9 protein-coding genes are annotated in these 11,925 nt (G+C 53.5%); 1 reads left to right on the top strand and 8 read right to left on the bottom strand.

Features of this window, described 5'->3' with window-relative positions; translation table 11 throughout:
* Positions 1 to 19 precede the first annotated feature (19 nt).
* The 6 genes from F1728_RS02140 to F1728_RS02115 form a co-directional block, all read right to left on the bottom strand.
* The gene (locus F1728_RS02140) at positions 20 to 919 is read right to left on the bottom strand and encodes a hypothetical protein (RefSeq protein ID WP_155362701.1); all 900 of its coding nucleotides are present in this window, start codon (positions 917 to 919) and stop codon (positions 20 to 22) included.
* A gap of 80 nt (positions 920 to 999) precedes the next feature.
* Positions 1,000 to 2,514: a vWA domain-containing protein gene (locus F1728_RS02135; protein ID WP_155362700.1), complete on the bottom strand. Its 1,515-nt coding sequence runs from the start codon at positions 2,512 to 2,514 to the stop codon at positions 1,000 to 1,002.
* Positions 2,515 to 2,600: 86 nt separating this feature from the next.
* Positions 2,601 to 3,389, bottom strand: a complete 789-nt coding sequence (locus F1728_RS02130) for a hypothetical protein (RefSeq protein ID WP_155362699.1) — start codon at positions 3,387 to 3,389, stop codon at positions 2,601 to 2,603.
* A gap of 308 nt (positions 3,390 to 3,697) precedes the next feature.
* A complete protein-coding gene (locus F1728_RS02125; protein WP_155362698.1) occupies positions 3,698 to 4,978 on the bottom strand; it encodes a dihydroorotase in 1,281 nt (426 codons plus the stop codon).
* The gene (locus tag F1728_RS02120; protein WP_145440378.1) at positions 4,975 to 5,955 is read right to left on the bottom strand and encodes an aspartate carbamoyltransferase catalytic subunit; all 981 of its coding nucleotides are present in this window, start codon (positions 5,953 to 5,955) and stop codon (positions 4,975 to 4,977) included. The genes F1728_RS02125 and F1728_RS02120 overlap by 4 nt, the downstream gene beginning before the upstream one ends.
* A 154-nt stretch (positions 5,956 to 6,109) precedes the next feature.
* Positions 6,110 to 8,419, bottom strand: coding sequence for a serine/threonine protein kinase (locus F1728_RS02115; RefSeq protein WP_194242643.1), 2,310 nt, complete (start codon positions 8,417 to 8,419; stop codon positions 6,110 to 6,112).
* 234 nt (positions 8,420 to 8,653) lie between these two features.
* Between F1728_RS02115 and F1728_RS02110 the strand changes: the two genes are divergently transcribed.
* Positions 8,654 to 9,469: a hypothetical protein gene (locus tag F1728_RS02110; RefSeq protein WP_155362696.1), complete on the top strand. Its 816-nt coding sequence runs from the start codon at positions 8,654 to 8,656 to the stop codon at positions 9,467 to 9,469.
* On the opposite strand, the gene F1728_RS02105 is transcribed toward F1728_RS02110, so the two are convergent.
* Positions 9,420 to 10,742: a 3-keto-disaccharide hydrolase gene (locus F1728_RS02105; protein ID WP_155362695.1), complete on the bottom strand. Its 1,323-nt coding sequence runs from the start codon at positions 10,740 to 10,742 to the stop codon at positions 9,420 to 9,422. The two genes, F1728_RS02110 and F1728_RS02105, sit on opposite strands and share 50 nt — an antisense overlap.
* 58 nt (positions 10,743 to 10,800) lie before the next feature.
* Positions 10,801 to 11,911, bottom strand: a protein-coding gene (gene prfB, locus F1728_RS02100; protein WP_197999847.1) for a peptide chain release factor 2 whose coding sequence is annotated in 2 segments (ribosomal slippage) — positions 10,801 to 11,841 and positions 11,843 to 11,911 — 1,110 coding nt in all. Because the reading frame shifts where the segments join, the coding sequence is not laid out codon by codon here.
* Positions 11,912 to 11,925 lie beyond the last annotated feature (14 nt).

The raw sequence follows: 11,925 nt of genomic DNA, 5'->3' as shown, positions 1-11,925 counted from the left end.
TACTTGTCTGGGTTGTCGTTCAGGATGTGGATTCTTCTGAAGGTTGATCGATTTCGTAAAAATAGTTTGCAGTAAAATGTTCCAGACAGAAGACGGCCAGCAGAAGAGTGACCAGGATCGGAAAGATTTCGACACCAAGTCTCCCCGTTCGAATGGTGCGCTTCAGTCCTTCCATATCGCGGGTCATACTGTAACGTTCTGCTCCCAGGATCTGATCCAGTTCCTGATTGCTGATGGGGCGGAAATTGCTTTCGGCCGGATTGACATTCATGCTGAATCCGCTCGAGGATCGAGTGATGTTACTAGAGTTATCGATAAGCTCGTAATGGCCGACGATCCGGGTATCCGGAATAGAGACCTGATGCGCTCCCTGTTTGACTTCAATGGGCAGCTGTTTCAAATCGGGGGTTCTGAGCAGGAAGGATTCCGGTGTGGTGGCGGTTGCCGGCCACTGATAGATGGCAACTTCGCCAGCCAGATAGTTGGTCCGATTGGCGCGTGTACGGATCAGGTAGCGGGTCAACTGGTCGGCAAACGCGAGATAGGACCAGCGGGCATACAGGAGCTGGCTCCAGCCCTGAGCGTCGATACCTGTGGTCAAGACGACGACCTTTCCCCTGCCGAGATTACGTTCGATGATGGCGGGTGAATGGCGCGCATCAGTATAGCGGGCGATGACCTGGTCCGGATTTTCCGGTTCCACACGCCAGTAGCGGTTGACTTCCATGTTTGAGAGTTCTCCGGTCCCTCCCAGATCCTGAAAATAAGAGAATAGTGCGTGTTCATTGTGTTCCAGGTCCAGGAATTCCGGCGGGATGAACTTGAGTGAGCCTAACAGTTCCACCGGCAGGAGTTCTTGGGCCGGCCGGGAGTTGAATGAAACGATTGTCGATTCCGGCGCATCGCCGTCGCTGCCCATCAGTACTCCCAGGCCTCCCCCCTGTTTGACATAGTCTGTAAACTGCTGCCACAGGCTGTCAGGCAGGCTGGTGATGTTGATCAGGTAGATGGCGGCATATTCTTCCAGAGGGAGTGTTTCGATCTGGTTGAGGGGGGCGATCTCACACTGATAGCGGTTCTTTTAAGGGCGACCAAAGGTCTGGGTGCCAGGGCATCATTCCACAGGCGGGCAGAGCTGGCGTCGGGGCTGACAATCAGAATCTTGGGTGGAGGCCGGGCGGTGATGGTAAAATAACGGACATCATCGGGCAGATAGGGATCAGAAGAGGTGATCCGCAGTTCCCCCTGTGTGACCGGCTGGTCGACATTCGGCAGGCTCATTTCCAGCTGGGGGCCCGGTTTTGCTCCGGTGGTCACATTCTCTGTTGCGGGAGCATCGTCTGGAGATGCGACCGTGGAAAGCGGGCGTTGATCCCGTTTGATCAACTGTCCTTTCTCGTTTTGTGTGTATAACTCCAGAAACGTGTCACTGGCCGTGATGCCGGTGGACGTGATTTCTGCTTTGATGGAGACGGAATTGCCCAGCGTGATCGATTCGCGTGAAAGATCCAGGTGGGAAATCCCGATGTTTTGTGGACTGGTCACTCCGACATCAATCACGTAGATTCCCAGCCATTTGAGCTTTTCCAGCTGCTGTTGAATTAACTGGGAAGGTTGGCTGCGCCAGGCGGTGCGGGCCAGATCGGTATAGATATAGATTTCCCGCACAAACTGATCGGAGCCGGCTGACTGTGAACCTGAGGACTGGCGTTCGTTCTGGCTGCGTTTGAAGTCATCTTCCTGACGATTGATGGCAGTGCGGAGGCGATCATCCAGGTAGAGGGACCAGGCGGATGTTTTGAGGGACTTGAGCCGGGATTTCACCGCGGTGAGGTCTGACTGAAATGGGGAGATATCTTCGCTGCTGCTGTTCAGAATTGAGACCCTGCTCTGCGCGGGGAGATTACTCAAGTGTTCTTCGGCGATGGACTGGGCCTGTTCCAGTCGTGACTGGTTTTCCTGGCGGTAGTCCATGCTCAGACTGGTGTCAAACAGGAAAATCGCCGTGACCGGAATGTTTTCAGAAACGGCCGGTAAGGGGGCAGAAATTTCCGCAAAGACTCTCCTTTGGTAAGGCCAGAGAACCAGGAGTGCTATCAGCAGGAACGCGGCGCCTCCGATGCCTCCCCTTAGAAAAGTGCGTCGTGTATTCAAAGACTGCTGGGAGATTCTCTGTTTCTGATAATGTCTCATCAATCCCAGGTAGGCCAGCACCGCCAAGACGATGATGGAACAGAACATGACCAGCTCGTACGTCGAAAAGCTATAATTGGCTGGCGGGAGTGAGGGACGTGTCAGTGCCAGGACAATGGCGACTATGATCAGAATTCGCAGGAGCAGGAGCCAGATGTGTCGCAGTTTCAGGCGTTGCGAGTTTTGAATCTTACGTCGCTGCAATAGCGCTAAGGCAGGGAAGATCAGTTTTTTTGGTTTGGAACGAAGCAGAAAGTGGAGAATCACCGGGATTGTTGCCAGCAGAATTCCAAGTAATAAACCAGGGTGAATGAGTGACATAGATTGATGTGTCTATTGGAGAGTCTGATTGGCGATTCAGATCGTTACGTTTTGTGATCTCTTTTCTATTCCGCTCATTGAGTCAACTAAAACTGTGTGCTGGGGCGTGATTCTCCGCCGCCGTTTCCGCGTTGCGGGGGCTGTAGATCGAATGTCTCGAGGCTGAAATCGATCTGTTCCTGCAATTTGGATTTTCGGACCATATTCTGGGGGATGAAAGCCAGGATGGCAGCCTGATACTCACCCGATTCAGTCAGGTAGATCTGTATTTCATAAGGGGCGCCATCGATGGGCATTTCAGGAGTAAAGGAATTGAAGGTAAACTCTTTGGGATTGGTGTAACCCCGCTTACGGGGAAAGCGTTCGTTAACAAAGTCTTCCGTATTCAAATACTTGTTAAAAGTGGTGGAGAGCTGGTTGTTGACTTCGTTTAAAAAATTGGCAGCAGCTTCCTGCTCCTCGTTCTGCAGCAGCGAGTAATTGCACAGCACATACAGATAGGCTGGGCGATCCACAGTTTCATTTTCCAGATCGACGGGGACTTCCGTTCGCCAGGCGCCTTCGAGACCGGGGAGTTTGAGATCGGCAAAATCCGGCTGTCGAGGGTCAATCGTCTGTGTCGGCTCCGCTGGTTCCGCTTCTCCATTCTCACCTGCCGGAACTGCTGCTGGTGCGGCAGCGGAAATTTCCTGAAAATCGAGGGGGGGGCGGAAGTGAATCGGAGGAGCACTCCAGGTACCAGCGAGTGCCTGATTCCGCTCATGCAGATATGAGAAATACTGCTCCGTTTCGTTGAGTCGCTGCTCGTACGTCTCTGCGCCACAACCAGAGCACAGAATCGCCAGATTCAGGCAAAGCAGAACGGGCAGGCTCATGTTTCGCTTAAGCAGGAGACAAGACAGGAAGCTGATTTTCATAATTAATCACAAGCCCCATTCTGATAAAGGGTTGGGAGCGGTATATGTATTATCGACTCTACAACGGGAGTGGTTTAGTGCCTGCTGTCTGAAGTTCCTATCTGATGGTGAACAGAAAAACTTGATCCCGATCGGGTGACTTGATTTAAATTATCGAAATTCGTTCTTTCTCTGATGTTCACGCTGATCTGATCGGATCAACTTATTGATATTGTTGATGATACAGAGGGGAACGTCAACTTCGATCATTTTGTGTGCAGAAGTTTTTAATGATCGGCCCGATAGCGGATTTCACCGGAGACAACCACGACTTCTGCCCTGCCCTGCAGTTCTTTACCCAGAAACGGGCTGTTGTGACTGGAAGATTTCAAATTTTCCCGCTGAAGAACATAGCGGACCTCAGGATTGATGAGGGTGATATCAGCATCTGCTCCCGCAGCGAGTGTTCCCTTGGCGAGCCCCAGAATGCGGGCCGGACCAATAGTGAGTTTGCTGATCAATTCCGACCAGGTTAAATGTCCCGGTGTGATCAGGGTTTGCAGGCAGACTGGCAGCAGAGTTTCCAGACCAATGATGCCAAAGTCAGCACCCAGGATTTCATCTGTCTTCTTCTCAGCAGCATGCGGAGTATGGTCCGAGCAGATCACTTCAATCGTGCCATCTTTGAGGCCTTCGATCAGGGCGTCAATATGTTCCTGAGAGCGGAGCGGAGGCAGAACTTTGTAATTGGGATCATAAGTTTCCAGCATCTGGTCCGTCAGAGTGAGATGATGGGGAGTAACGTCGGCGGAGACCTGGATTCCAGACGCCTTGGCACGTCTGATCTGGGCGACACTGTTTTGAGTGGAAATACACATCAGGTGGATGCGTCCCCGTGTCAGTTCGGCCAGTGCGATATCCCGATTGACCATGATCTCTTCAGCCGCTGCGGGAATGCCCTTCAAACCCAATACGGTTGAGTGAAACCCTTCGTGCATCTGTCCTTTCTCGGTCAGTTCCGCGACTTGCGGACGATTTAAAATCGGGCGGCCAAACATCCGGGTGTACTCCAGGGCACACCGCATGATTTCAGCACTCTCGATAGGTTTGTCGGCATCGGTGAAACCGACCGCCTGGCCGGCGACCAGCTGCCCGATTTCAGCGAGCTCTTTCCCCTCGTTGTTTTTGGTGACTGCTCCCAGGGGAAAGACGTGACAGTTAGATGCCCGCTCGGCCTGCAGCAGGATGAACTCTGCGGAAGATCGGTCGTCGACAACTGGAGCGGTATTCGGCAGGCAACCCAGCGAAGTCACACCACCGGCCAATGCCGCAGCCGTACCGGTTTCAATGGTTTCGTCTTCTTCGAAACCTGGCTCGCACAGAGAGACGTGCAGGTCAATGAACCCGGGGCTGACAATCAATCCTGTGGCATCGATCACTTCGTCTGCTGTGACATCGTCATCGCAGAGTCCTGTAATCTTTCCTCCTTCGACGAGCAGGTTGCCCTGCACATCCAGATCTTGCGAAGGATCGATAATGTGCCCGTTTTTGATAAGGAGAGATTTCATCCAGATGTTCCCTGGGAGGCAATACGTTGTAAGTGAAGCAGGTAGAGGCAAGCCATGCGGATAATCAGCCCGTTACTGACCTGTCCGAGGATGACAGAGTGCGGGCCGTCGGCTACGTCGGGAGTAATTTCTACACCACGGTTGATTGGTCCGGGAGCCAGAATCAGTACATCTTCTTTGGCTTTATTGATGCGCTGTTTATTCATGCCGAACAGGTGGGCGTATTCGCGAATCGACGGGAAGTAATGTCCGCGTTGGCGTTCGAATTGAATCCGCAGCAGGTTCAGGCAGTCGGTGCGATCGATCACGTCGTCCAGGCTGTTGGAAACTTCGACACCCAGCTGCTCAATATCGGTAGGGATTAGTGTGGTGGGACCGCAGACGATGACGTGGGCCCCCAGTTTTTTCAGACCCCAGATATTCGACCGTGCGACACGGCTATGGAGGATATCTCCGACGAGGGTGACAGTCAGTCCTTCAATTTTCCCGAAATGCTCGCGGATGGTGAAGATGTCCAGTAGAGCCTGGGTTGGATGCTCGTGTGTTCCATCGCCGGCGTTGAGAATGTTGGCATCCAGGTGTTGTGCCAGAAGCTGCGGGGCACCGGGGGTTTTGTGTCGGACAACTACGTAGGAGACTCCCATGGCCTCGATGGTCTTGGCTGTGTCGACAAAGCTTTCCCCTTTGGAAAGGCTGCTGCCGGAGGCGGTGAAATCAACTGTGTCGGCACTGAGTCGTTTGGCTGCGAGACCGAAGCTGATACGGGTGCGTGTGGAAGGTTCGAAGAACAGATTCGCGACCACGGTGCCTGCCAGCGGGGTGAGTTTGGTTTCTCCAATATTTGCGAGCCGCTTAAATTCGGCTGCCTGATTCAGGATGATGTTCAGCTCATCCCGGGAGAGGTCCTGCAGTCCTAAAATGTGTTTCCGGTTCCAGCCACGGGAGATGTCGGTTCGATACTCATGGTCGATATTCATAGTCACATCAGATAAGTGTGTGCGTTCGTCAACTGGCGGAGCCGCCCGTGTGCTGCCGGCCGACGGAGGTCGTTTTTCACAGGACTGGAAGAGATGTTACCAACCCTCTGTCCTCCCTTCAAGGAGCGTGGTTGGAGATATTTGGCCGCGGTTCTCAGTTTTCGAGAGACATCAGGCGTGCCAGGAATGCGGGGAACAGTTTTACCTGAATGCCCGGTGGCAGCGATGAAGTTCGTGGGACCTGGGCGGCGGTAATGACTGAGTCTTCCGCGTGCAGACTCAGTGGTGCTGCGTATTCGAATTTACCAGTCGAGAGGCCTTCGATGTCCATGTTAAGCGTGCTCAGTTCCTGGAGTGGCTCTGTGGCTGAGGCTTGCCAGCCTGCGATCTGAATTTCTGCAGAGGCAACGGAGCCCTCGCCGAGCAGGCTGACCGAAGAGAGCCAGTTTTCCGGTGGTTTCTGCCCTCTGACCTGGATCAGAGCTGCCTGATTCAGGTCAAACACGCAATCACGGGCCTCGATTTGAATAGTGCCGGGAATTAATGTGGGATCGGTCCAGTTTAACAGGACCAGCGGGCCTGCTTCTCGGAGCGTCAGGTGCTGCAGTTTCAAATTGAACTGTTGGTCAATCTCCGGGGCACGTTCGAGGTAAAGCGTAGAATGAGACGTGACATTCAAGCTGTTTGTGAGCGTCAGGACTTGAGGCGTATGTGTCAGGTGTAGTGCATGTTGGGGAACTGCAAACAAAGTGTCCTGAATGAGGACCTGGCTGCTGTTCCGTTGTTGCGGATCGAGGGGACTCCAGTAAATGGCTTCCCTTTCGAGGGCTGAGGTGTCTGATCTTTCTGAATCGAGTTGAGTAAAACAGCAGCCTTTGATCTTCAAGCTCTGGGCGGTTACGTGCAGTAAAGCCGTGGAAGTGCCTGCTGACGCTGACTGTTTTTGTGGAGAGGGACTTTGGGAGCGGTTGACAAAAATCACATTTTCGAGACTGAGACTGGCGGCAACGATGCGGCAGGGAGTCTCTTCGATTTCAATGATCGCCGGGTTTTCGGCAGTGCCCTTGATGGACAATCCGCCGACCGTTGAGATTTGTGTGGATACGTATGGTTCGGCTGAATCCAGCAGAATCACGCCGTTTCCGTCAGGGACGGGAAGTAATAGTCGTTGGGCAGCAGTCTCGGCTTTTTGATTAGAAGAAGACTCGGTGGTTGTCTCAGCTGGGGATGAGTTTGTGCTGGATTGAGTGAAGGAAACACGCGATGTGATTTCCAGCAGGTGATTGCGGGCTCCTTCATCCAGCAGTGTGTAAGAGAGTCCGGAAAGGACGAATATCGTGGCTGCAATCAGAGGGAGTCGGCCTGGTCGGCTGGTGCCTGTTTCGCTCTGGCTGCGGGTCGTCTGGTGTTGAAATGATGCATGGAAGCGGGCCAGTGTTTTCCGGGAGCCTTGCTGAGAAACCGGCCATTGCTGTTGAGCGGCCTGCATGCTTGTTGGTCGTTGATTGGGTTGTGATGCGGTCAGTTTCAAGAGCATTTCAGCCAGGGGAGCCGGTGTTTCGGGGGCCCATCTGCGAATATCAGGAATGGTCTTTGTCTGATGACAGGCCAGTTTTGCCAGAGGGTCTCCCGTCGTAAACGGAGGTCGGCCTGCGAGTAACTCCCAGAGCAGACAGCCCAGTGCGTAGAGGTCACTCTGGGCATTGGGATGACGCCCGGTCCCTATCAGTTCCGGTGCAATTCCGTCGTAGCAGCGCGGCGGTAAGGATGAGTGAATAGTCAGTTCCGGTGACAGGATCGGTTCCAGACCCGTATCGACCAGGGCGGCGATTCCGCTGGGAGTCAGCCGTACGTTCCAGGGACGAATGTCACCATGAATCACCCTCCGTTTTTCGAGGGCGACCAGGGCGTCGAGCAGTTGAGCTCCAAGAGACAGTACAACGGGAACGGGAAAGCGTCCGCGTCGGATCAACAATTCGGAGACTGTGGATGACGGCAGGTAATGACTGATCACCACAAACTGCTGACCTACCGGTTTGACAACGCGGGGCAGAATTAAAGAGGGGTGATGCAGACCCTGCAGTTGCTGCAGCAATGTGTGGAAATCCTGCTGCAGCTGGTTACCGTACTCTGACTGAGGTTGTGTCAGTTTCAGGGCGCAGCGATCAGCACTTTCAGAAGGTCGTGCAATAAAAGTACGAGATTTATGACTGTGTCCCAGTTCAGAGATCAGCAAGTAAGGGCCAACGGTCAGCTGTTCGGGGTGCCCTGCTTCCAGTGCTTTGGCCTGGAAGGGAGATATTTTCTGGGCTTGAACCAGCGCATCGATCCAGACCGAGTCGAAAGCCGGGATTCCCCGGGCTAATTTTCTGACTCGTCGTCGGCATCGTCTCAGATCAGCGGCTGTACAGAGCTTGAGGCTGGTCAGGCGATGAATCAACTCTTGTGAAGGCGGTTCGATCAACGTTTGAGAAATCCTTTTCCTCACCAATGTGTCGGGCATCCTGAGCCACTGGCGAGATCAAATCCGATCAGCTTATTAGATAACGATTTATGACAAAATAACGGGATTTTCGCAAGACCGATTCGCAGGAACTGACAACTTCTGAGCAGAGAGAGTGCCCTTCCCCTGAATTGGCGTTTTGCGTTATAAGTTATCTGAAACTACGAAAGATATGGCCTTTAGGAGAAGAGGCGGATGCGGCAGAGCGACGCTCAACGGGAATGTGTGTTGATTCTGGGGAATTCCCAGACCGAAGAAATGCGTGGTGTGATGCATTCCCTCCAGGAGGTGTTCGGCGCGGCGGAACTGGTATGCCTGCCCCGTCTCTCTGAACTGAAAACAGAGTCCGTCCAGCCTGAACTGGTCGTGATCTGTCAAAACTGGCCTGATGAGTTCGCGGGGCGAATCCTGACAGAACTGGTCAGGAGATTTCCGGTCAGTCGGTTTCTCTGCTGTTACGGTGTCTGGTGTGAAGCCGATGGAAGAACACGGAATTTCTGGCCCGTCAGTATTCGGGTTCCGGCCCGCGCTGCCGAGTTTCGGATTCGGCAGGAGGCAGAGATCATCAGAGGAACTGCGCCCGCTTACCCCCTGACTACGGGCCGCGATGAAATATTTCACTATCAGGCAGCTTCGGGATCAGATACGGAGGATGATTGTCTGGCGGGAAAACGGGTTGGAGTGATATCCGGGGACCCGGTGTACCGCAGGATGCTGGAAGCGCTGGTGCAGTCTCGCGGCGCATTGATCGCGTCTGCTGCTCGACGGGCCCAGGCAGATCTCTGGCTGTATGACCTCGATCCCTGGGACATCGTGCAGTCCCGACTGATGTTGCTGGGAGAACATCCGGTTTGCATCGGCATGATGGGGCTGGCGCATCCTGAGACCATCACAGCAGCACGTCTGCTGGGAGTAGACGCTGTCGTCTGTAAAGTTGCCCCGGAGCAGGAGTTGTTTCAGACTATTTCCCGGACTTTGCAGGAGGCGATGATTCCCCCGGCAGATTGCTGAGCTTCAGATCTTTGAAGTTCAGGTCGGTCGTCGGGTCATGTCCCTGCAGGCTGATGTGGCCGGCTTTGAGGCGCAGGCCCTTCCGCGGATTTTCATCCGGTTTGCGGGTGTCTTCCCAGTCGGTGACCTGATAGCCGTCGATCCAGACGGCGATGTGAGAGCCGTAAGCATTGAGAGTGGTGGTGAACCACTCGTGATCGTTGGAAACGACACGACGGGCCTCCGTTCTCCGGAAGATGGCACCGGTCCCTGCATTTTCGGGTTTGGTACGATCCTTGTCTTTGAATCCATTGTGGATCTGAACTTCGTAGCCGTTAGCCATTCCGGATTCGGTACCCTTGATGGCACGAAAGAAATAACCGCTGTTAAGTGCTTCTCCGTTCGATTTGGCTGAGGCCTGAAAGAGGAAATTGTCGAATGTGTCTTCAGTTTCCAGATAGCCCTGTTTCTCGGCGGTCACGTGAATGGTTTTGTCGACGACTTCAAATTTGCTCTGAGAACCGGGGACGACCTGCCAGCCTGCCAGATCGACGCCGTTGAAGAGTGTCATCATCCGGAGCGGTTTTAGATAGATATTCCGGAATTCGACGGCTCCTTCATTCTTTTGCAGACCGATGAAACCGATGTCGCGCTGATTCTCAGAAGTGTCTTTGAAATTAAGAACCTCTTTTCCGTTGAGTGAAGCCTGGAATTGAGCCCCTTCCACGCGGACATAAAAGGTTTGCCAGTCCGCACTGGCGGTGACCGCTTCTTTGATTTTACTGCGGCCGACCAGACTGCCGGTGGGAAACTCCGTTTTTGTGTCACAGAGATTCAGTTCATAGCAGTCTTTGGTGGGATCTTTGGGATCGAAGGTTGTTCTGAGGAACATGCCGCTGTTGGTTTCGGGAGCGAGTTTAAAATCAAAACGCAACTCATAGTCTGCGAACGGGGATGTTGTCAGGAGCAGACCCGGTTCGCCGGTGCTCGCTTTGATGACTCCCTCTTCAACGTGCCAGTTCACGTCGTTGTTGGGTTTCCAGCCATACAGACTGTGACCGTCAAACAGGGCAATCCAGCCCTCTTCAATTTCGGCTTTGGTCAATCCGGTGTCTGGAATAACGTCCCCCGGAGGTGCGGGGGACGGCTTTGGTTTCGCTTCCGGCGACTCGCCTACCTGAGGTTCGGCATTGGTTTTGGCAGGAGGGGAAGGATGTTCCACTTTCAGGCAGCCAGCCAGGCTGAGTGAAATGAACATACTTAAAACACCGCAAGTCAGCTTTCCTGATCGCATGATTTACTTCCCTCTGTTTCTGATTACTTACCAGCAGGCATTCGTATTATCAGCCTGGTTAATTTTCCGCCATACCCCAGCGGAGGAAGGATTCGAGGAATCCATCCAGATCGCCATCCAGGACCGGGCCCGGATTGCCTACTTTGTGGCCCGTACGGGCATCTTTTGCATATTGGTCGGGGTGCAATACATAATTGCGGACGGTCTGGCCGCCGAAACCAATTTTTGATTTACCACCCCGCTTTGCAGCCAGTTCGGCGTCCCGTTTTTCCTGTTCAATCTGGAACAGTTTCGCTTTGAGCATTTTACGGGCTTCCGCACGGTTTTTGTGCTGACTGCGGTTGTTCTGACATTGTACGACTACACCCGATTCCAGGTGCGTCAGACGGATTGCAGAATCGGTTTTGTTGATATGCTGTCCCCCGGCACCACTGGCGCGGTAGGTGTCTTCCCGTACGTCCTGGTCCCAGTTGATTTCAATCTCTGCAATCTCTCCCAGGTCGGGTGAGACGTCGACGGCGGCAAAGGAAGTATGTCGCCTGCCTGCGGAATCGAACGGACTGATACGAATCAGCCGGTGGTTCCCGGTTTCCCCTTTGAGATAGCCGTAGGCATAGTCTCCTTCGATGCGGACTGTGGCACTGCGAATGCCGGCCTCTTCAGCATCAGAACGATCCAGGATTTCGACATTGAAACCGCGACGCTCCGCCCAGCGCAGGTACATCCGCAGCAGCATTTCTGCCCAGTCAGAGGAGTCGGTCCCCCCTTCACCGGCCTGAATACTGAGGTAAGCTGCAGAGCCATCCTCGGGTGCAGACATCATGGCCTGAAGTTCGAGGTGATCCAGGATCTTCTGCAGACGATCTGCGGTGGAAGCGAGTTCGGGAATGCTGTCTTCACTGCCTTCTTCCTCAATGAATTCCAGCAGGACTTCAAGATCCCCAGCACCTTCAATCAACTCTGTCAACGGTTTGACAGTCAATTGCAGTTGTTGCATCTCAGAAACGAGGACCTGAGCTTTCTCCTGGTTATCCCAGAAGCCGGCTGCCCCCATCTTTTCATTAATTTCGGTGGTCCGTTTTTTCTTACCAGCGTAGTCAAAGAGAGTCTCGTAATTTGACGATGCGATCCATGATTCCGGTACATTTATCTCTGAGTTCGTGATCCATTGGTGTGTGCTTTC

Origin of the sequence: Gimesia benthica, from assembly GCF_009720525.1 — a bacterium.
Lineage (GTDB): Bacteria > Planctomycetota > Planctomycetia > Planctomycetales > Planctomycetaceae > Gimesia > Gimesia benthica.
Note: the sequence above shows the minus strand (reverse complement) of the source record. Positions and strands in the feature narration are given on the sequence as shown.

Bases quoted from the DNA above. Each gene is read 5' to 3' on its own strand.
- F1728_RS02135 (WP_155362700.1), bottom strand. From the start codon at position 2,514: ATGTCACTCATTCACCCTGGTTTATTACTTGGAATTCTGCTGGCAACA.
- F1728_RS02120 (WP_145440378.1), bottom strand. From the start codon at position 5,955: ATGAATATCGACCATGAGTATCGAACCGACATCTCCCGTGGCTGGAAC.
- F1728_RS02125 (WP_155362698.1), bottom strand. From the start codon at position 4,978: ATGAAATCTCTCCTTATCAAAAACGGGCACATTATCGATCCTTCGCAA.
- F1728_RS02130 (WP_155362699.1), bottom strand. From the start codon at position 3,389: ATGAGCCTGCCCGTTCTGCTTTGCCTGAATCTGGCGATTCTGTGCTCT.
- F1728_RS02110 (WP_155362696.1), top strand. From the start codon at position 8,654: ATGCGGCAGAGCGACGCTCAACGGGAATGTGTGTTGATTCTGGGGAAT.
- F1728_RS02140 (WP_155362701.1), bottom strand. From the start codon at position 919: ATGGGCAGCGACGGCGATGCGCCGGAATCGACAATCGTTTCATTCAAC.
- F1728_RS02105 (WP_155362695.1), bottom strand. From the start codon at position 10,742: ATGCGATCAGGAAAGCTGACTTGCGGTGTTTTAAGTATGTTCATTTCA.